Here is an 18,650-nt window from a genome sequence, read left to right on the forward strand (position 1 = left end):
ATCTCGCAGGCTCATGACAATGCAGCCAGGAGCGAAGCCCACGACGTTCACCGTGGCCTTGATACCCCTGCAGGACGCTCGTCCTCCGAGGACCACATCCGCGGGCTGTCCATCGAACATGGATGCCACGGTGAGCGGGTTCTCACAGCCTGCATAGACCTCATCCAGGCTCGGCACGGTGCAGGAGGTGGCAAGCAAGACGACCAGGGTGAGTGCACTCAGCCCCTGGGCCTCACTTGGGAAAGCGCGTGTGACGAGCGGGGTGGGGCGTGGCCGAGGTCTTGCCGGAAATCGAATCTCCATGGATATGAAGCATATCTTGAAACTCAGGATGGATGCGCCGTGAGCACCGCGGACGCCAAGGCAATCAACCGCGCGCGGAGTTCCTCCGGCCCCACGACTTCAAACCCACGCATCACTTCGCAGAGCTGCCCCAGCGCGATGGACTCCCGCTCGAAGTCCACGACGACTGTCTTCCTCCCTCCTTCCTCACGGCCTTCGTCGAAGCGAACGCCATCCGCGGGGGGCCGCATGTGCCGCAGCGCAGCCTCCGCCTCGGGCGTCAGCCGCAGCGTCACTTCGTACCGGGCGCGCTTCTCCAGGAACTTCGAGCACCACTCCCGCCAGAACGCGGGCAGGTCGAACCGCTCTGGCCGCTCGAAGGTCTCCGCGCGCACCTTCGCCCCCGCGATGCGCGAGCCCCGGTACACCCGCACCCCCGCCTCCGTCCCCGCGACGAGGTACCAGCGGTCCGCCTTGAGCACGAGCGCGTAGGGCTCCACCACCCGCCGACTCCGCTTGCCGTCGAAGTCCCGATACGTCAGCGACACCCGCTGGTTCTGCCACGCCGCCTCGCGAAGCAGCTCCAGGTGCGGGACCTCATCCTTCGCCGTGAACCACCCCGATGCATCCACATGCAGCCGCTGCCGCGCGTACTCCAGCGCCGGCTGCTGCAACGCCGGCAGTGCCGCCGCCAGCTTCACCAACCCGCTGCGCAGCGGCCCCGACAACCCCAAATCCCCCAACCGCCCCGGAGCCCCACCTATGGCCGCCAGCGCCTGCAGCTCCGCGCGATTCAAGCCCGTCAGCTGCGTCTTCCATCCCTCCACCAGCGCCACACCCCCGGACGCCCCTCGCGTCGCGTACACCGGCACCCCCGACGACGACAGGGAGTCGAGGTCCCGGTGAATCGTCCGCTCGGAGACCTGGAGCTCGCGCGCCAGGTCCCCCGCCGTCAGCTTCGGGCGGCTCTGCAACAGCAGCATCAGACTGACGAGTCGGTCGGCGCGCATGCCGCGACCCTACGCGGGCAATCATGACAGAGGTTGTCATATTCACCCCGCTACGGTGCCTCACGTCGCCGGCGAACCGCGCGCTCGCGCTTCACCCCGCCGGCCTGGGAGACACCATGAAGAAGCCACTCGAAGGACGCATCGCCCTCGTCACGGGTGCCACCCGTGGCGCCGGACGAGGCATCGCCACTCGCCTCGGCGAAGCAGGCGCCACCGTCTACTGCTCGGGCCGCAGCGTCCGAGGCCAGCCCGCCTCCGGCCCCAAGCGCCCGGAGACCCTCGAGGAGACCGCCGAGCAGGTCACCGCCCTGGGGGGCAAGGGCATCGCCGTGCGCTGCGACCACACCATCGACGCGCAGGTCATCGCCCTGCGCGACCGCATCCAACAGGAGCAGGGCCGCCTCGACATCCTCGTGAATGACATCTGGGGCTGCGACACCCTCTCCGAGTTCGGCGTGCCCTTCTGGAAGCTGAACCCGGACCACGCCCGCACCATGCTGGAGCGCGCGGTGTTCACCCACCTCATCACCAGCCGGTACCTCGTCCCGGTCATGCTCCCCCAGAACCAGGGGCTCATCGTCGAAATCACCGACGGCGACCACTTCGGCTACCGGGGCAGCCTCTACTACGATCTCGCGAAGATGAGCGTCATCCGCCTGGCCTTCTCCATGTCGCGAGACCTTCGCCGCACCGGCATCACCGCCCTCGCCGTGACGCCCGGCTTCCTGCGCTCCGAGGAGATGCTCGAGAACTTCGGCGTCACCGAAGCCAACTGGCGCGACGCCGCCAAGACAGAGCCGGACTTCATCGCCTCCGAGTCCCCGTCCTACGTCGGCCGAGCCGTGGCCGCGCTCGCCGCGGACCCCCACGTCGCCTCCAAAGCCGGCCGCGTCTTCAGCTCCTGGGCCCTGGCTCGCGAGTACGGCTTCACCGACCTGGATGGCTCCACGCCCCACTGGGGAGACCACTTCGCCCGCACCTACCCCGGCAGTCCCTACCGCGTCGCCGACGAGGCCGCCTACTTCACCTGGCGTGACAGCCCCATCGAGCGCGTCCGCCCCCACTGGCCCGAGGAGTGAGGCCCAGACACCCTGTTTCACGGTTCGGCGCACCTTGGCCTACACGGGCCAAGGGGCGTTGGCCGCTCACGGGACGCTCTCGACCGGTCAGGGGCCCCGGGTGACGGTTGGCCCACGCTGCCGTGGACGCGGCGCGGCGCCGCCGGTAGGGTGCGCGGCCTGAATGGAACGCCCCCAAGTGGTTTCCGCCCTCGAAATGCAGGTCAAGGCCCGGCCCGTGCCGCGCCACGTGGGCATCATCATGGATGGCAACGGCCGGTGGGCGGAGTCCCGGGGTCTGGAGCGACTGGAGGGGCACCGTGAGGGGAGCGCCAGTGTACGCGAAGTCACCCGCACCGCGCGCCGCGTGGGCATCCAGGCACTGACCCTCTACGCCTTTTCCTCACAGAACTGGGCCCGGCCCGCGGAGGAGGTCGCCGGGCTGATGGACCTGCTGCGCGACTACCTGGAGCGTGAGCGGGCCGAAATCATGGACAACGGCATCCGGCTCAAGGCGGTGGGCGACGTCGGGCGGCTGCCGCGCTTCGTGAAGGATCCGCTGGACCGGCTCATCGCCGACTCGGCGGAGAACACCGGCATGGTGCTGTCGCTGGCCTTGTCCTACGGAGGGCGGGAGGAGATCCTCCACGCCGCCAGCCGGATGGCGGAGGCCATCTCCCGGGGCGAGCTGTCCGCGGGCCGGGTGGAAGAGTCCGACTTCGAGTCCTTTCTCTGGACGAATGGGCTGCCCCCGCTGGACCTGGTGGTCCGCACCAGCGGCGAGCAGCGCATCTCCAACTTCCTCCTCTGGCAGATGGCATACGCGGAGCTGTGCTTCAGCGACGCCCTCTGGCCGGACTTCCGCACCGATGAGTTTCTCCGCTGCGTGTCCCAGTACCAGCAGCGAGAGCGGCGCTTCGGTCTGACCTCCGCGCAGGTCAAGCGGGAGGACACCCCCCAGCGGGCCAAGGCGTGAACGACAAGAACCGAAACCTCGTCGTGCGCATCGTGACGGCGCTGACGCTCCTGCCGCTCGTGGTGCTGCTCCTCTTCCTCGGCGGCGTGTGGAGCGCGGGCCTGTTGGGCCTCGCCGCGGCCGCGTGCGTGGGGGAGTACTACCTCATCGTGCAGAAGCGGCTGACGGCCGCCGCCTGGGTGGGCATGGCCTTCGCGGCCGTGATGCCCTTCCTCCCCCTCAAGGACGCCGCGCGCACGGGGGAGACGGCCTTCTGGCTCACCGTCGTCTTCGCGTTCTTCGCGTGGATCTACCACCTCTTCAAGGGCCCCCTCGCGGAGGCCCCCACGCGCACCGCGCACCTGGTCAACGGCTTCCTCTATGGCGCCGTGGGCCTCACCGCGCTGTCGGCCCTGCGCCTGCTCCCGGACCATGGCCTCGCGTGGGTCATCTGCGCGCTGACCATCACCTGGGCCAACGACACCGCCGCCTACTTCTTCGGTCGCTTCCTGGGGCGCCACAAGCTCTACCCGGAAGTGAGCCCGAACAAGACGTGGGAGGGGTTCTACGGCGGCATGTTGGGCTCGGTGGGCGGCATGTTCATCGCCCGGGCCTTCTTCTTCCCCGTCTTCACCGTGTGGGACTGCGTGCTCCTGGGCATCGCCGGAGGCATCCTGGGCCCGGTGGGGGACCTGTGCGAGTCCATGCTCAAGCGCGCCTATGGCGTGAAGGACTCCGGGGTGCTCATCCCGGGGCACGGCGGGGTGTTGGACCGCATCGACGCGCTGCTCTTCAATGCGCCCTTGGTGTTCGTCTACGTGCAGTTCGTGCGCGGATGGCTGCCGTAGAAGCGTGAGATTTCGCTCGCCCGCCTGGCTGGCGACCCCGGATGTGCGTTGTCCGTCCGGGGGCTCACGATTACTCTTGCCGCCATGCCCTCACTTCAGAACCTGGGGTTCTTCATCCTCCTGCTTGGCGTGCTCGTGACAGTGCACGAGCTCGGCCATTTCCTCGTGGCGAAGGCCTGCGGGGTGAAGGTCCTCAAGTTCTCCATCGGCTTCGGGCCGAAGCTCATCGGCTTCGTCAAGGGCGAGACGGAGTACCAGATCGCCATCCTCCCCCTGGGAGGCTTCGTGAAGATGGCGGGCGACCTGCCCCACGAGGAACTGGGCCCGGATGAGGCCAAGCGAGGTTTCCTGGCGCAGCCCCCCTGGAAGCGCGGACTCATCGTCCTGGCGGGGCCGGCCTTCAACCTCATCTTCCCCGTCATCGTCTATTTCTTCGTGTTCCTGGGGCCGCACCAGGCGACGTCCACCCTGGTGGGGTACGTGGAGCCGGGCATGCCCGCCTCCGCCGCCGGCCTGCGCCCCGGAGACCGGGTGATGTCCGTGGAAGGCGTGCCCGTGCGCACGTTCGAGGACATGCGGGACACCTTCGTCGGCCGCTTCGAGCGCCCGATTCCCATCGTCGTCGAGCGCGACGGCAAGCCCGTGACGCTCACCGTGTCGCCGATCAAGAGCACGGAGACGTCGCCCATCGACACCGTGGAGCGCGGCCTCATCGGCGTCCTGCCGCTGGCCAAGCCCCCCATGGTGGGCGTGCCTCCGGGCTCTCCCGCCGAGGCCGCGGGCCTGCGCACCTTCGACCGCGTGTTGAGCGTCAACGGCACGCATGTGCCGGACGAGGCTCGGCTGTATCAGGAGCTGGGCCGTCACCCCGAGGGGGAGCCGCTCAAGGTCGTCGTGCGGCGCATGCAGGTCGTCGAGGCCGGCGTGGTGAAGGGGCAGGCGTCGAGCGTGGTGGAGGTGACGGTGCCCCGTCAGCCCGGCGTGGGCCTGGCGGCGTTGGGCGCGGAGCCCGCGGACCTGTACGTGTCGGCGGTGGTGCCCGGCAGCGCGGCGGACAAGGCCGGGCTGAAGCAGGGGGACCGCGTGGTGTCGCTCAACGGCGAGGCGCTGCCGTCCTTCCGCATGCTGGACGTGAAGCTCAGCGGCGCGGAGGCCAAGCCCTTCTCCTTGACGTGGCGGGGCGCGGGGGGCGAGCAGACGCAGACGCTGTCCCAGGCGCCGCTGACGGCCGAGGACTCGATGGGGCAGGAGACCACGAAGCTGTCGCTGGGCGCGCGAGGGTGGGCGCTCCTGGACGCGGACGTGGCGAAGGCGGACGAGGTGACGGTGCACCTGGGGCCCGGCGCGGCGCTGAAGCAGGCCGCCATCGTCGTCCCGAAAATCGTGGGGCAGATGGTGAAGGTGCTCGCGGGGCTGGTGACGCGCGACGTGCCGCTGAGCACGGTGGGTGGCCCCATCATGATGTATCAGCTCGCCGCCAAGAGCGCCGAGCAGGGGTTGGACTCGTTCCTCAACCTGATGGCCATCATCTCCATCAACCTGGGCGTGATGAACCTCCTGCCCATCCCCGTGCTGGATGGCTTCGCGCTGCTGTCCGCCGCGTGGGAGGGCATCCGCCGCCGCCCCATCCCCGTGCGCGTGCGCGAGGCCGCCAACATGGTGGGCCTGGCGCTGCTCATCCTCCTCATGCTGCTGGTCTTCACCAACGACATCACCCGCTAGAGGCCCCATGCGCGCGACGACCCTTGTCCTTCTTCTGGCGCTGGGGTTGTCCACGGCGTGTGCCTCGCGCGCGGCGAAGCCGGACCGGCCCGAGGATGTGGGGCCGGAGCCAGGCTCGCCCCGGGTGACGAAGCGCGAGCAGATGCCTCGCTCGTACCTGGGAGAGGGGCTGGCCTCGTTCTACGGCCCCGGGCTGCATGGCCGTCCCACCGCGAGCGGGGAGCGCTTCAACCAGAACGCGCTCACCGCCGCGCACCGCAAGGCGCGCTTCGGCTCGTGCCTGCGCGTGGTGAACATGGAGAATGGGCGCTCGGTGGAGGTACGCGTCAATGACCGGGGGCCCTTCGTCGAGGGGCGCATCATCGACGTCTCGCAGGCCGCCGCCTCGAAGCTGGGCATGTTGGACAAAGGCGTGGTGCGGGTGCGCTTGTATCGCTGCGCGGACAACGTGTCGGAGATTCCCCGCGCAATGTGGGCGGCTCCGGTGTAGGGAGCCCCCATGTTTCTCTCGCTGGACACCTCGACGTTGACGATGTCGCTGGCCCTGGTGGAGCGCGGGCCGGACGGCGTGCGCGCCGTGGAGCACCTGGTGGTGCCCCCGCCCGTCAAGCAGAGCGAAGCGCTGCCAGGGGTCGTCGGTGAGTTGCTGGCCCGACACGACACGCGGCTGGCGGACCTGGAGGGCCTGGTGGTGGGCCTGGGGCCAGGCTCCTTCACGGGCCTGCGCATCGGCCTCGCCACGGTGAAGTCGCTGGCGTACGCGGCGCAGCTCAAGGTGGCGGGGGCGTCGTCGCTGGCGGCCCTCGCGCTGGAGGGCCCGGAGGATGTTCCGCTCTACTGCCTGGCGGTGGCGCGCAAGGACGACCTGTACCTGGGGGCGTACGTCCGGCGCGGCGGGACGGTGGAGGCGCTGGAGCCGGAGACGGCCATGTCGCCCCAGGAAGTGGCGGTGCGGATGGCCGCGGAGCCTCGCGCGGTGGCGCTGGGGCCGGCGCTGGTGGGCTACCACGCGGCGCTGGTGTCGCACGGTGTCGCCGCCGAGCGGCTCGTCGCTGGGCATGACTTCCCATCGGCGGTGGCGCTGGCGAGGCTGGCGCGCTTCCCGGAGGAGTTCTCGCTCCAGGCGCTCTTCGCCATGGAGCCGCACTACGTGCGCGCCTCCGAGCCGGAGCGCAATCCGAAGTTCCCTCCGCTGCCGGGGCCCGCGCCCACGGCGCGCTTGAAGGACGACTGAAGCGTCGGGCGCAGCCGCGCTCGGGCGATGCACGCACAAGGACGCGTCATGAAAGACGATTTGCAGATTGCCGTGGTGGGTGCCACCGGCGTGGTGGGTCGCGAAGTGCTGGCCGGACTGTACGCGCGCGATGTGCCCGCGGAGCAGGTGAGGGCCTTCGGCTCGGAGCGCTCGAAGGGGCTGGAGGTGGAGTACGGCGAGGACTCGCTGGAGGTGGAGCGCGCCACGGCCGAGGCCTTCCGGGGCGTGGGGCTGGTGCTGCTGGCCACGCCGGGCGAGGTGTCTCGCACGCTGGCTCCCGCGGCGCAGGCGGCGGGGGCGTGGGTGGTGGACGTCAGCCCCGCGTTCCGTGGCGACGGCAACGTCCCGCTGGTGCTCCCGGGCTTCAACACCGAGTCGCTGAGCACCGTCACGAAGGGCCGTGTGGTGTGCCTGCCGGGCGCGGTCACCACGGCCGCAGTGCACGTGGTGGAGCCGCTGCGCCGGGCGTTCGGCGTGGCGCGTGCGCAGGTGACGGCGATGATGGCCGTCTCGAGCGCGGGCGTGCGCGGCGTGGCGGAATTGGAGAAGCAGACGGCGGACCTGATGTCCGGGCGCGAGCCGGAGCCGCATGCCTTCCCGCACCGCGTGGGCTTCAACCTGGTGCCGCAGGTGGGCGGCTTCATGGCGGGCTCGCCGTGGACGGAGGAGGAGGCGGGCTGGACGCTGGAGGCCGCGCGGTTGTTCGCGGGCCGAGGCGAGGCCCCCGTCCTCGCGGGCACGGCGGTGCAGGTGCCCAGCTTCTACGGGCACGGGCTGGTCATCAACGTGCAGCTCAAGAAGGCGGGCCCGGTGGAGCAGGTGAGGGCGGCGCTGAAGACGTCCCCCTCGCTCAAGGTGCTGGATGCGCCGGGGGAGCGCGTCTACCCCATGCCCATGCTCGTCACGTCGGACCCCGCGGTCCATGTGGGCCGGGTGCGTGCCTTCCCGCAGTCCCCGGAGTGGGTGACGCTCTTCGCCGCCATCGACAACGCGACCCGAGGGGCCGCGCTCAACCTCGTGGAGACCGGGTTGAAGCTGGCCGAGCGGGAGCGGGCTCCCTGACATTTTGGCACTCGGCCCGGGGCGCTCCTGTCTGTTTGGCGCTCCAGGGCTGGGACTTCAGGGCCAAACGGGCCACGCGAGAAGGTGTTGAGTGTGGCCCCCCGCTTGCTAGCGTCGGACTACCCATGCGCCACATATTTGTCGTGCTCCTGCTCACCGCATCGACCGCCCTGGGGCAGTCCGTGACCTTCACGGGTGCGGCCATCCAGGATGGCGAAATCTCTGTCTCCCTGGACGATTGCGCGAAGAAGATTCCAGTCACCTGGACGAAGACGGGCACTTTGTTGTGCGGCGATCTCACCCTGTTCCTGACCAAGGGTTCGTGCTCGGCGGAGGACCCGGGGGCGAGCGGCAACAAGGTTCTCAAGACCATCAAGCAGTCCGACAGCATCACCACGGAAGCCATCGAGTTGCAGATGAGCGTCGTGCTTGCCGAAGGGGGGCTCACCTGTGCTGCTCAGACGGCGAATGTCGTCTACAAGCTCTGTGCCTCGACGAAGGTGCAGACCATCTCCACCGGGCTGTGCCCGGACAAGCCGTCGAGCGTTGGCAAGCCTGATGTCAACTTCATCCTGGACCCCATTGCGCCCGAGGCGCCGCCGGCTCCCGCGGTGACGGGGCTGGACAGTGCGCTGAGCGTCAGTGTGGCGCCGACCAGTGACACGACCCGACTGAAGGTGGAGGTCGTGGAGATGACGCAGGGCGACGATGGCGGCGTCGCCACGCCAGGCGAGGTGGTGCGCTCCAAGGAGCAGGTGACGCCGAACAACGTCTTCCGCATGGATGGGCTGGAGAACGGCAAGACGTACGGGGTGCGAGCCATCGCCTTCGACAAGGCGGGCAACCAGGGCAAGGCCTCCGAGCTGGCGACGGGCGCGCCCATTGCCAGCAACGGTTTCTTTGATGAGTACGTCGACGCGGGCGGCCAGGAGACGGGTGGCTGCGGCGCGGGCGGTGGTGGTCTTGCTGTGGGCGCCGCGATGGCGGCTCTGGGTTTCTGGCTGACGTCCAGGAGGAAGCAGTCATGAGTCGGGCATGGGCGCTGGGTGTGGCCATGATGGTCGCCGGGTCGCCGGCGTTGGCGCAGGACGTCGTGAGCGAGGTGGAGGCCGAGGACTTCTCCTCGCCGCGTTCGGGGGGAGTCGTCTTCCGGCTGGGCGGCTACAAGCCCCGCGTGGACACGGAGAAGGGGCTCACGGAGGGGCGGACTCCGTACAAGGACACCTTCGGTGACTCCTCGCTGCTGCTTGTCGAGGTCGAGCTTCAGCACTTCTTCTACCAAGGCATCGGCACCGCGGGCGTGGGTGTGTCCGCGGGCTACGGTGAGAAGTACGCGAACGCGAAGCTGGAGGAGGGCGGTGACGCCGCGGAGAAGACGGCGCTCAAGGTGATTCCGCTGGGCCTCAACGCCTTCTACAAGTTCGACTACGCGGCCTTCGAGTGGGGCATCCCCCTGGTGCCGTACGGCAAGCTGGGCCTCATCTACACGCCGTGGTGGGTGACGAAGGGCGACGACACCGAGGTCTCTCAAGGCCGCAAGGGCAGCGGCGGCAAGTGGGGTTGGGGCGCGACGGCTGGCGTGTCGTTCCTGCTGGATGTGCTGCAGCCGCGCTTCGCGCGCGACTTCGACTCCGGGCTGGGCGTCAACCACAGCTACCTCTTCGCCGAGTACACCTACGCGGATGTGGACAATTTCGGCGGGAAGGGCCTCGTGCTCTCCAGCCGACGCTGGATGTTTGGACTCGCGCTGGACTATTAGCGGCGGATGCCGCTTGTCCCGCGCTCTGTCCGTTCCTCCGCCGCGCTCCTCGTCTTGATGGCCGCCGTGGGCCCTTGGGCCTCCGGCTGCCGGCGCGCTGTTCGCGCCGAGATGGGTGATGACCGCGTGGTGGAGGCGGGTGTTCCCGTCGAGCTGGGCTCACGTGAGGAGGGGGCTCCGGTCCTCTCCTGGGAGCCTGGTGACGGGACGCCGTCCGCACGGGGGCCCCGGCTGTCGCATGCGTTCGCGCGCCCGGGTGTCTACTCGGTGCGTGCGCTGCATGAGGGCCAGGAAGTCGGGCGCGTGCAGCTCACCGTCGTGCCGCGTCCGCTCTTGAGGGCAGTGCCCGCGGAGGCGCAGACGGTGCTGTGGATGCCCACGCTGCGGGGCAACATGGAAGCGCTGGTGGATTTCTACGAGCGGCTCGTGGGCCCCGAGGAGTCCGAGAACGCGCTGCGAGATGCTCCGCTGGTGGCGCTGGTGCTGGAGAGCCTGGCGCAGAGCTCCGGTGTCGTGGACCCGGAGGAAGGCTTTGGCCTCTTCCTGCTGCCGGCGTTCGATGGCGTGGTGGCGTTGCTTGGCGTGACGGAGCCCGAGGCCGCGATGCAGGCGGTGGCTCAAGAGCTGGAGAGCTCCGGGCATCAAGTCTCGCCGACGGGGGACGGGGCCATGCGCGTGGTTCCCGCGGACTCGGGCGAGCCGATGCTGTTGTTCGTCGACCGGGGCTACCTCTACCTGGCGATTCCCGACTCGGACAGTGGCGAGCTGGAGGCGGGCGAGCCGGTGTCGGTGTTGGCCGTGGAGCCCGCGGTCGCGGATGTCGAGGTGGCTCGAGGTGCGGTGCGGGGCCTGGAGGGCCCTGGGCTCTCCGAGTCCGCGCTGTACCAGGAGCTCCGCGCGAAGGTCGCGGAGGGCCATGTCCATCTCTACTCGAGCGCGCTGAAGGGTGGGGCGGAGGCAGGGGAGAAGGAGTCGCCGGTGCGAGGCTTCATGGCCTCGCTGGCGGTCCAGTCCGAGCGCATGACGCTGGATGGATTCCTCGCGTCCTCGAGGCCGCTGTTCCATGGCGCGAATGCACCCGCGTCGGCGCTCCTGGCGGACAGCGCGCTGGGGCCCGTGGCCGCCGCGCAGCTCTCGGTTCCTCCCGAGGAGCTGGCGAAGCTGGTGTTCGGTGCTCCGGGCTCTCCGCTGCGGGAGCGCGTGGTGGAGCGGTGGCGCTCGCGCGGGTTGGACCCGGAGGCCCTGCTGAAGGCCCTGCGGGGCGATGTGGCGGTGCTCGTGTACTTCGACGCGCCGGGGTTCCTGAAGAGTTTCGTCCAGAACCACCGGCCGGAGCCTCGAGGGACGGTGTTGATTGACGCGGGGCTCACGTCGGCGGAGCCCGTGCTGAGGCTGCTCGATGAGCACCTCGATGGTTCGCTGCTGCGCTTCCGTGCGGAGAACGTCCCGGGTGGGAAGATGTACCGGACGATGCTCCGAGGCTTCCCCGTGCAGCTCCTGGTGGGGGCTCAGCGTGCGACGTTGCTCGCGGGAGAGCCGCTGGACGGGCGGCCTCGCGGCGACGTGGGCCGAGCCCTTCGCGAGCGCCTGGGTGGCGAGGCCTTTGGCGCGGGGCACCAGTCGCTGATGGCGGACCTGGGACAGCTTCGCGCGGACCTGGATGCGCAGCACGCCGTGCCGGGAGTGACCGCGGAGCGGCTGGCTTCGGCGCAGGGGCTCGTGAAGGCGGTGCTGGAGCGCTTCCTCCCGTTGGACTCGGCCTTCATGGACTTCTCACTTGCGGAGGGCGGTGCGCGGCTGAAGGGAGGCCTGCGCCTGCGCGAGGGGGCTCGAGGCGGGCAGGGGTGGCGATGAGCTCCGGGGGCTCCATCACAGTGCTCTACTTCGCCGCGGCCCGTGAGCGCGTGGGGCTGGCGCGAGAGTCCTTTCCGCTTCCGGAGGGCGCGACGGTGCGCGAGGTCCTGCGACTGCTCTCTGTCGCGCATCCCGGGTTGGAGCCGTTGCTGCCGCACCTGCGCGTGGCGGTGGACCAGGAGTTCGTGGGCGTGGATGCGCCGGTTCGTCCGGGGGCGGAGGTGGCGTTGATTCCTCCCGTGGCGGGAGGCTCACCGGGATTGTTCCGGGTGGTGGACCGGCCGCTTCGGTTGGAGGAGGTGGTGGAGGCGGTGGGCGGCGAGTCGTATGGCGGGCTCGTCACCTTCAGTGGCTCCGTGCGCAACCAGACGAAGGGGCGGCGGGTGTTGCGGCTGGAGTACGAGGCCTACGCGCCGATGGCGGAGAAGAAGCTGGCGGAGATTGGCGCGGAGGTCGCCACGCTGTGGCCGGGTGTCCGGCTGGCGGTGGTCCACCGTGTGGGCACGCTGGTTCCGGGAGAGCTGGCGGTGGTCATCGCCACCGCGTCGCCTCATCGCCGGGAAGCGTTCCGAGGTTGTGAGTACACCATCGAGCGGCTCAAGCAGGACGTGCCCATCTGGAAGAAGGAGTTCTTCGAGGATGGGGAGGTTTGGGTCGGGCTCGGGCCCTGATGGGGCGGCGACGCGCTGCTCAACCTTCCGCCAGGCGCTGCTCTTCCTCGTGCAGCCACTCTTCGAACGACGTGCGTTGGAGCTCCGCGTATTCGGAATCCTTCACCCGGATGTCCGCATCGGCGAGGGAGTGCCAGGCGACTTCGTCCACCTTGTCGCTGACCTCCGGTGATTGGGTGATTCGCCGTGAGAGCGAGATCGCATCGTCGGTCCACACTCGCAGGTCGGGTTTGGTTCTCGGATCTCGAGCCAACAGGGCTCGCATCTCGCGGAGAACCGCGGCCCACTGCTCTGTCACCTCATCTCGCGTGGTCGCGGTGGACACAGGTTGGAGAACTCCTGGAGGACTGCCTAGCGGACTCGGAAGCTCGCGGGGACGTGGACCTCGGGGCCTCCGTCGGTTTGTTGCTGGGCTCGCTCCGTGTCGGTGATGGGGCGCATGGGGGTGTCGAGTCCCATGGCCTTGCGGCGCTCGGCTTCCTTGTCCGCGGCTTGTTGCAGGGCTCGGGCGTTGGATTCGGCCGCGCGCTCGGGGGTAGGACCCGCGAGGAGGAACCCGATGGGCAGGCTCAGGAAGAGCAGGGCGACGATGGCCAACCAGCCCATGTCCTTCCACTGGAGGGGACCCACGCGTTCCTTGACGACGGACGACTGGACGACCAGCGAGAGCTGACCTTCCGTGAGCCGCAGGGTCATGCCCTCGCCGAGTACCAGGGAGGTCCGGCCTTGGTCCTGGACGAGCTGCTCCGAGGGGACGGCGGCGAAGCTGGCTCCGCGCGCCTTGCGTTCGGCTTGGACCTTGGGTGGGAGGTGGATGCGCCAGCCGCCCGGGGTGCGCTCGGCCATGAGGAAGGGTTCCTCGGGCAGCGTGAAGCCGTAGAGCGGGAGGGGCGCGTGCTCATCGGGCGCGGCGAGCACCTTCTCGCGCTCCGGGCCGTAGCTCCAGGCCTCGGCGAGGTTCTCGCCCCAGTACAACTCGAAGTACAGCCCGCCGTCCGCCTTGGTGCTCATCTCACGAGTCAGCATATGCGTCCTGGTGGCTCCTGGCCTCGGCAACTCGCTTGGAAGCCCACGGGTGGACACAGCCGTGCCCGCCCGCTCTCCGGACAACCTGGGGCCGACGCAGGTTCCGAGAACAGGTAACGAGGAGCCAGGGGCTGCGCTCGATGGGGTCGTGCGCGAGGGACCGAGGGGGGCCCTGCTAGGGCGTCGGCGGACCACTCACGGCCGCGGGACCGCTCGTCGGGGGCACCTTCGAGGGGGCCGCTGTGGGCGTTGCCCCACCTGGAGTTCCCGCGCCGGTGGTTGCCGGTGTCGGAGGCGCGGATGTAGTGGCGTTCGAAGGGGCCTGAGGTGACGGCCGTGGGGACGTGGTTGCCGCCCCGGTCGAGGTCGAGGGCGTCGCGGGACTCGTTCCCGTCGGAGGTGACTGAGTTGCTGATGTCACCCCGTTCGGGTTTGCCGGAACAGCGGGTGCCCCGGCGAGCGGCGAGGGAGCAGCGGGTGTGTCCGCTCGAGTCGTTGCGGGAGTCGTGGTGGCTGTGCCCGTCGGAGTCGCGGGTGCTCCGCCCACGGATGGAGTCGCCGTGCCCGTGCCCACAGGCGTCGTGGACGCTCCGCCCACCGCAGGTGGCGGAGTCGCGGTTGTAGTACCCGCTGGAGTCGCGGGCGCTCCGCCTGTCGCAGGTGGCGGAGTCGCGGTTGTAGTACCCGCTGGAGTCGCGGGCGCTCCGCCTGTCGCAGGTGTCGGAGTCGCGGGCGTTCCGCCCGTCGCAGGTGTCGGAGTCGCGGGCGTTCCGCCTGTCGCAGGTGACGCAGTCGCAGTCGCGGCGCTCGCGGGTGCTCCTCCCGTCATGGGTGACTGAATTGCAGGTGCTGCACCTGTTGCAGGAGCCGAAGGCGCCCCTGCCGCGGGTGTCGGCGTCACCGAAGTGTTGGACGGAGTCGCGTTTGGCGCGCCTGTGACCGTCGGCGGAGTCGCCGTGGTCGTGCCCGTCGCTGGTGCCGACGTCGCGGGGAGCGCGGCAGGGCCTCCCTGGGGAGTCCCCGGCACTCCGGCGGAAGCCGCGGGGCTCGACGTGGAGTCGCCACCCGTCTGGGGCTTCGACTTGAATCGTTCCGGCACGGCGCTGCGAATCTCCGTGGCCGCCACCGCGACGATGATCGCCGAGATCGCGAGGAACCCCATCGTCTGCGCCAGGGTCTCCACCCGAGGCGGCAACCTGCGTCCGCTCACGGCCTCGATCATCAGCAGCAACACACGCCCGCCATCCAGCCCCGGAACCGGGAGCAGCGTCAGCAACGCGAGCGCCACCGACGCCGCCACCAACGCCCGCAGCACCGAATCCAGCCCCGACGAAGCCGCGTCCGACGACTCCTGTCGCACCAACGCTCCCGGCCCCGCGGGCCCTCCATGAGCGGGGTCCCCCTTCGCCAGTCGCAGGAACATCGTCACTCCCTCGGAGGCGATGTTCATCGTGTGCACCAACGAGTGCCGCAGCGCCTCACCGGGCGCATGCGTGCGGTACACGTACTGCTGGCTCACGCCAATGCGTCCCTCGCCCTGCTCATCCGGACGCGGCCGCACCGTCACCGTGCGCGCCTCCCCATGCCGCTCCACGCGCAAGTCGAGCGGGCGCCCCACACCCACGGCCACCTTCTCGACGAACTCCGTCCAGCTCCTCAGGGGCTGCCCATCGACCATGTCGATGCGGTCCCCCGGCAGCAGCTGCGCCCGCGCGGCCTCCGAGCCCGGCTTCACCGTCCCCACCGTCAACGGCACCACCACGTGCGTGCCCGACGTGTACAGCGCGAAGAGGACTCCCAGCGCGAAGAGGTAGTTCGCCAGCGGGCCCGCCAGGATGATGAGCGCGCGCCGCACGGGCCCCAGGGTCTGGAAGCTCGCCGTCTCCGAGGCGTCCGCGCGATGCGGATTCATCCCCTGGATGTGCACCGTGGCACCCAGCGGAACCGCGCCCACGACGAACTGCGTCCCTCCCAACCGGAAGGACGCCATGGGCGGACCAAACCCGAACACGAACCTGGGCACCCTCACGCCGAGCAATCGCGCGGCGACCAGGTGCCCCAGCTCATGCAGGGCGAGCAGCGCCCCCAGGGCGAGCAGAACGAGCGCGTAGTGCATCCCGGACGACGGCTCCTACAACTTCCGCCGCTGGCCGGTCCGCTTGTAGGCCAGGTAGTCCGCGAGGATGGTCCCGTGGTCGAAGCACAGGTCCTGGGGCAGCGCGTCGACCCGGAAGGTCCGTGCCTCCGCCGCGTCATCCGAACCCTGGGGCTCTCCCTGCGCCGTGCCGATGTACACCGTCGACAGCGTGTGCTGCCTCGGGTCCCGCTTGGGGTCCGAGTACGTGAAGAACTGCTCCACCAGCTTCACGTCCATCCCCGTCTCCTCCTTCACCTCGCGGATGGCCGCCGCGTCCAGCGGCTCGCCCTCGTCCACGAAACCGCCGGGCAGCGCCCACCCGAGGGGAGGGTTCGCGCGGCGGATGAGGACGATGCGTTCACCCGACAGCTCGATGATGCAGTCCACGGTGGGCTTGGGGTTGCGGTATTCGGGCATGGCCCCCAGTCTACCCTCGACCGCCCCGAGCGCACTGCACTCGATGCATTCGTGAGGTATGGTGCGCGCCGTGTCCACCCTGAGACGCTTCCGCCTGCTCGTGCCCGCCCTCCTCGTGAGCGTCATGTCGGGCTGCCTGCCCTTCGACCAGGACGGGGGCGACTACGTCTTCACTCCCGTGGAGATCTTCCGCGACGAGTGCGGCCTCTTCCCCGCCAACCAGGACAAGTTCCACGGCACCCTCCAAGTCACCGGACGTGTCGTCCGCCTGGACATGGCGCTGCTCGACACCCAGCTCATCGGCTACTTCCTCGCGGAGGGGGACGACTTCTCCATCGACGGCAACGTGGTGAACGCGGTGGCCTCGGTCCGAGGCCAGGAGTGCCGGCTGGACGAGGCGAGCATCCACATCGACGCGACGACGCAGTGCCGCACGGGCTTCGACGGCGTGATGCGCGTGCGCTACGAGACCGAGCAGCGGCCGGCCGAATGCACCTGCGAGCTGTGGATGCGTTTTGAAGCCGTCAAGGAAGCCAAACGCTGCGAATAGCCGCTTGAGCCCGGCCGCGTGGGTTCCTAGAACAGAGGGGCTGTCGCCCATTCTGCGGAGGAGCCCATGGCTGAAACGCAGCACGAGATTGTCTCGGTCCTCAACGAGGCCCGCGTCTTCCCCCCGCCCGAGGCGTTCTCCCGGCGCGCGCACCTGCGGAGCATGGAGGACTATCAGCGGCTCTGGGACGAAGCCGCGCGCAATCCCGACAAGTACTGGGGGGACCGGGCCCGCGAGGAGCTCTACTGGAAGGAGCCCTTCCAGACGGTGCTCGACTGGAAGCCGCCGCACGCGCGCTGGTTCGTCGAGGGCCGCACCAACCTGGCCTACAACTGTCTGGACCGGCACCTCGCCACGCGCCGCGACAAGCCCGCCATCCTCTTCGAGGGCGAGCCCGGAGACCGCCGCGCCGTCACCTACGGTGAGCTGTCGGTCGAGGTGAACCGCCTGGCCAACGGCCTCAAGTCGCTGGGCATCAAGAAGGGCGACCGCGTGGGCATCTACCTGCCCATGGTGCCCGAGGCCGTGGTGGCCATGCTGGCGTGCGCGCGCATCGGCGCGGTGCACTCGGTGGTGTTCGGTGGCTTCTCCGCCGAGGCGCTCCAGGAGCGCATGAACGACGCGGGCGCCAAGGTGGTGCTCACCGCGGACGGAGGCTGGCGCAAGGGCGCCGTGGTGCCGCTCCTGAAGAACGTGGAGCAGGCGCTCGGGAACATGCCCTCCGTGGAGATGGTGGTCGTGGCGCGGCGCACGTCGACGGACGCGCCCGCGCTGCCCGGCCCTCGCTACCTGGCGTGGGACGCGCTGGTGAAGGGCCAGTCCGACGTGTGCGAGCCCGAGTGGGTGGAGAGCGAGCACCCGCTGTTCATCCTCTACACCTCCGGCTCCACCGGGAAGCCCAAGGGCGTGCTGCACACCACCGCGGGCTTCGCGATGAACGCGTCGCTCACCACGCGCTGGGTGTTCGACCTGCGCGAGGATGACATCTACTGGTGCACCGCCGACGTGGGCTGGGTGACGGGGCACAGCTATGTCGTCTACGGGCCGCTGATGAACGGCGTGACGACCATCGTCTACGAAGGCGCGCCCACGCACCCGGGGCCGGACCGCTTCTGGGACATCATCGAGCGCTACAAGGCCACCATCCTCTACACCGCGCCCACCGCCATCCGCGCCTTCATGCGGCTGGGGGATGACATCCCGCGCAAGAAGGATTTGTCCTCGCTGCGCCTGCTGGGCAGCGTGGGGGAGCCCATCAACCCCGAGGCGTGGATGTGGTACCGCGACGTCATCGGCCAGGGCCGCTGCCCCGTCGTGGACACGTGGTGGCAGACCGAGACGGGCTCCATCATGATTTCACCGCTGCCCGGGGCCACGCCGACGAAGCCGGGCTCGGCGACGCTGCCGTTGCCGGGCATCCACGCCGAGATCCTGGACCGGCAGGGCAACACGGTGCCGCGAGGGCAGGGGGGCTTGCTCTTCATCACCCGCCCGTGGCCCTCCATGCTGCGCACCGTGTACGGCGACCCGGAGCGCTACACGCGCACGTACTTCAGCGAGCTGCCCGGCAAGTACTTCACCGGAGACGGCGCACGCACGGACGCGGACGGCTACTTCTGGTTGATGGGCCGCGTGGATGACGTCGTCAACGTGGCGGGGCACCGGCTGGGCACCGCCGAGGTGGAGAGCGCGCTCGTCGCGCACCCGCGCGTGTCCGAGGCCGCCGTGGTGGGACGCCCCGATGACTTGAAGGGCACCGCGCTGGTGGCCTTCGTCACGCTGAAGAACGGCAACGCACCCTCCGCCGAGCTCAAGAAGGAGCTGGCCCAGCACGTCTCCAAGGAGATTGGCGCCATCGCCCGGCCGGACGAGATTCGCTTCGCCGAGGGGCTGCCCAAGACGCGCTCCGGAAAAATCATGCGGCGGCTCCTGCGGGATGTCGCGGCGGGCAAGAAGTCCTCGCAGGACACCACCACCCTCGAGGACCTCAATGTCCTCGCGGCCCTCCAGCAGAACGAGGAGTAGCCCGCATCCGACGGGCGGG

18 protein-coding genes are annotated in these 18,650 nt (G+C 69.6%); 13 read left to right on the top strand and 5 right to left on the bottom strand.

From position 1 onward, the window contains the following. Positions 1-326: 326 nt before the first annotated feature. Positions 327-1,292, bottom strand: coding sequence for a helix-turn-helix transcriptional regulator (locus MYSTI_RS14535; RefSeq protein ID WP_015348521.1), 966 nt, complete (start codon positions 1,290-1,292; stop codon positions 327-329). Between the two features lie 116 nt (positions 1,293-1,408). On the opposite strand from MYSTI_RS14535, the gene MYSTI_RS14540 reads away from it, so the two are divergent. The 11 genes from MYSTI_RS14540 (at position 1,409) to MYSTI_RS14590 (ending at position 12,476) form a co-directional block, all read left to right on the top strand. After that, positions 1,409-2,371, top strand: coding sequence for an SDR family oxidoreductase (locus MYSTI_RS14540; RefSeq protein WP_015348522.1), 963 nt, complete (start codon positions 1,409-1,411; stop codon positions 2,369-2,371). A 163-nt stretch (positions 2,372-2,534) separates the two neighbouring features. Further along, the gene (uppS, locus tag MYSTI_RS14545) at positions 2,535-3,326 is read left to right on the top strand and encodes a polyprenyl diphosphate synthase (protein ID WP_044279942.1); all 792 of its coding nucleotides are present in this window, start codon (positions 2,535-2,537) and stop codon (positions 3,324-3,326) included. Further along, positions 3,323-4,153, top strand: coding sequence for a phosphatidate cytidylyltransferase (locus MYSTI_RS14550; protein ID WP_015348524.1), 831 nt, complete (start codon positions 3,323-3,325; stop codon positions 4,151-4,153). Before uppS ends, MYSTI_RS14550 begins: the two co-directional genes overlap by 4 nt. An 84-nt stretch (positions 4,154-4,237) precedes the next feature. Next, positions 4,238-5,875 (top strand): RIP metalloprotease RseP, encoded by a 1,638-nt coding sequence (gene rseP / locus MYSTI_RS14555; RefSeq protein ID WP_015348525.1) that lies wholly within the window; start codon positions 4,238-4,240, stop codon positions 5,873-5,875. A gap of 7 nt (positions 5,876-5,882) precedes the next feature. Continuing rightward, positions 5,883-6,365 carry a septal ring lytic transglycosylase RlpA family protein gene (locus MYSTI_RS14560; protein ID WP_015348526.1) on the top strand — a complete coding sequence of 161 codons (483 nt, stop codon included), beginning with the start codon at positions 5,883-5,885 and terminating at the stop codon, positions 6,363-6,365. Positions 6,366-6,374: 9 nt separating this feature from the next. Continuing rightward, positions 6,375-7,109, top strand: a complete 735-nt coding sequence (gene tsaB, locus MYSTI_RS14565; RefSeq protein ID WP_015348527.1) for a tRNA (adenosine(37)-N6)-threonylcarbamoyltransferase complex dimerization subunit type 1 TsaB — start codon at positions 6,375-6,377, stop codon at positions 7,107-7,109. Between the two features lie 48 nt (positions 7,110-7,157). Next, positions 7,158-8,192 carry an aspartate-semialdehyde dehydrogenase gene (locus MYSTI_RS14570; RefSeq protein WP_015348528.1) on the top strand — a complete coding sequence of 345 codons (1,035 nt, stop codon included), beginning with the start codon at positions 7,158-7,160 and terminating at the stop codon, positions 8,190-8,192. Between the two features lie 125 nt (positions 8,193-8,317). Then, positions 8,318-9,220: an MXAN_2561 family MXYO-CTERM-anchored protein gene (locus tag MYSTI_RS14575; RefSeq protein WP_015348529.1), complete on the top strand. Its 903-nt coding sequence runs from the start codon at positions 8,318-8,320 to the stop codon at positions 9,218-9,220. Continuing rightward, positions 9,217-9,951 carry an MXAN_2562 family outer membrane beta-barrel protein gene (locus MYSTI_RS14580; RefSeq protein WP_015348530.1) on the top strand — a complete coding sequence of 245 codons (735 nt, stop codon included), beginning with the start codon at positions 9,217-9,219 and terminating at the stop codon, positions 9,949-9,951. Before MYSTI_RS14575 ends, MYSTI_RS14580 begins: the two co-directional genes overlap by 4 nt. Before the next feature lie 6 nt (positions 9,952-9,957). Next, a complete protein-coding gene (locus MYSTI_RS14585) occupies positions 9,958-11,805 on the top strand; it encodes a PKD domain-containing protein (RefSeq protein WP_044279976.1) in 1,848 nt (615 codons plus the stop codon). After that, complete coding sequence (locus MYSTI_RS14590; RefSeq protein ID WP_015348532.1) at positions 11,802-12,476, top strand: molybdenum cofactor biosynthesis protein; 675 nt, start codon at positions 11,802-11,804, stop codon at positions 12,474-12,476. Before MYSTI_RS14585 ends, MYSTI_RS14590 begins: the two co-directional genes overlap by 4 nt. Before the next feature lie 19 nt (positions 12,477-12,495). Here MYSTI_RS14590 and MYSTI_RS43075 read toward each other — a convergent pair whose 3' ends face one another. The 4 genes from MYSTI_RS43075 to MYSTI_RS14620 form a co-directional block, all read right to left on the bottom strand. Beyond that, positions 12,496-12,801 carry a hypothetical protein gene (locus MYSTI_RS43075; RefSeq protein WP_015348533.1) on the bottom strand — a complete coding sequence of 102 codons (306 nt, stop codon included), beginning with the start codon at positions 12,799-12,801 and terminating at the stop codon, positions 12,496-12,498. Positions 12,802-12,827: 26 nt separating this feature from the next. Continuing rightward, complete coding sequence (locus MYSTI_RS14600) at positions 12,828-13,502, bottom strand: hypothetical protein (protein WP_015348534.1); 675 nt, start codon at positions 13,500-13,502, stop codon at positions 12,828-12,830. Positions 13,503-13,677: 175 nt separating this feature from the next. Beyond that, positions 13,678-15,618 carry a site-2 protease family protein gene (locus tag MYSTI_RS41775; protein ID WP_015348535.1) on the bottom strand — a complete coding sequence of 647 codons (1,941 nt, stop codon included), beginning with the start codon at positions 15,616-15,618 and terminating at the stop codon, positions 13,678-13,680. A 15-nt stretch (positions 15,619-15,633) separates the two neighbouring features. After that, positions 15,634-16,056 carry an NUDIX domain-containing protein gene (locus MYSTI_RS14620; protein WP_015348536.1) on the bottom strand — a complete coding sequence of 141 codons (423 nt, stop codon included), beginning with the start codon at positions 16,054-16,056 and terminating at the stop codon, positions 15,634-15,636. Positions 16,057-16,126: 70 nt separating this feature from the next. On the opposite strand from MYSTI_RS14620, the gene MYSTI_RS14625 reads away from it, so the two are divergent. Together MYSTI_RS14625 and acs are read left to right on the top strand one after the other, a co-directional pair. Continuing rightward, on the top strand, positions 16,127-16,606 hold the full coding sequence (locus MYSTI_RS14625; RefSeq protein WP_233278272.1) for a hypothetical protein: 480 nt from the start codon (positions 16,127-16,129) through the stop codon (positions 16,604-16,606). Positions 16,607-16,672: 66 nt separating this feature from the next. Beyond that, positions 16,673-18,631 carry an acetate--CoA ligase gene (acs, locus tag MYSTI_RS14630; RefSeq protein WP_015348538.1) on the top strand — a complete coding sequence of 653 codons (1,959 nt, stop codon included), beginning with the start codon at positions 16,673-16,675 and terminating at the stop codon, positions 18,629-18,631. The last annotated feature ends 19 nt before the right edge of the window (positions 18,632-18,650 follow it).

It is taken from the genome of Myxococcus stipitatus DSM 14675, assembly GCF_000331735.1.
Lineage (GTDB): Bacteria > Myxococcota > Myxococcia > Myxococcales > Myxococcaceae > Myxococcus > Myxococcus stipitatus.

What these genes read in the sequence shown, in the direction of transcription:
- MYSTI_RS14535 (WP_015348521.1), bottom strand. Translation starts at nt 1,292, where the DNA reads ATGCGCGCCGACCGACTCGTCAGTCTGATGCTGCTGTTGCAGAGCCGC.
- MYSTI_RS14540 (WP_015348522.1), top strand. Translation starts at nt 1,409, where the DNA reads ATGAAGAAGCCACTCGAAGGACGCATCGCCCTCGTCACGGGTGCCACC.
- uppS (WP_044279942.1), top strand. Translation starts at nt 2,535, where the DNA reads ATGGAACGCCCCCAAGTGGTTTCCGCCCTCGAAATGCAGGTCAAGGCC.
- rseP (WP_015348525.1), top strand. Translation starts at nt 4,238, where the DNA reads ATGCCCTCACTTCAGAACCTGGGGTTCTTCATCCTCCTGCTTGGCGTG.
- MYSTI_RS14560 (WP_015348526.1), top strand. Translation starts at nt 5,883, where the DNA reads ATGCGCGCGACGACCCTTGTCCTTCTTCTGGCGCTGGGGTTGTCCACG.
- tsaB (WP_015348527.1), top strand. Translation starts at nt 6,375, where the DNA reads ATGTTTCTCTCGCTGGACACCTCGACGTTGACGATGTCGCTGGCCCTG.
- MYSTI_RS14570 (WP_015348528.1), top strand. Translation starts at nt 7,158, where the DNA reads ATGAAAGACGATTTGCAGATTGCCGTGGTGGGTGCCACCGGCGTGGTG.
- MYSTI_RS14575 (WP_015348529.1), top strand. Translation starts at nt 8,318, where the DNA reads ATGCGCCACATATTTGTCGTGCTCCTGCTCACCGCATCGACCGCCCTG.
- MYSTI_RS14580 (WP_015348530.1), top strand. Translation starts at nt 9,217, where the DNA reads ATGAGTCGGGCATGGGCGCTGGGTGTGGCCATGATGGTCGCCGGGTCG.
- MYSTI_RS14585 (WP_044279976.1), top strand. Translation starts at nt 9,958, where the DNA reads ATGCCGCTTGTCCCGCGCTCTGTCCGTTCCTCCGCCGCGCTCCTCGTC.
- MYSTI_RS14590 (WP_015348532.1), top strand. Translation starts at nt 11,802, where the DNA reads ATGAGCTCCGGGGGCTCCATCACAGTGCTCTACTTCGCCGCGGCCCGT.
- MYSTI_RS14600 (WP_015348534.1), bottom strand. Translation starts at nt 13,502, where the DNA reads ATGCTGACTCGTGAGATGAGCACCAAGGCGGACGGCGGGCTGTACTTC.
- MYSTI_RS41775 (WP_015348535.1), bottom strand. Translation starts at nt 15,618, where the DNA reads ATGCACTACGCGCTCGTTCTGCTCGCCCTGGGGGCGCTGCTCGCCCTG.
- MYSTI_RS14620 (WP_015348536.1), bottom strand. Translation starts at nt 16,056, where the DNA reads ATGCCCGAATACCGCAACCCCAAGCCCACCGTGGACTGCATCATCGAG.
- acs (WP_015348538.1), top strand. Translation starts at nt 16,673, where the DNA reads ATGGCTGAAACGCAGCACGAGATTGTCTCGGTCCTCAACGAGGCCCGC.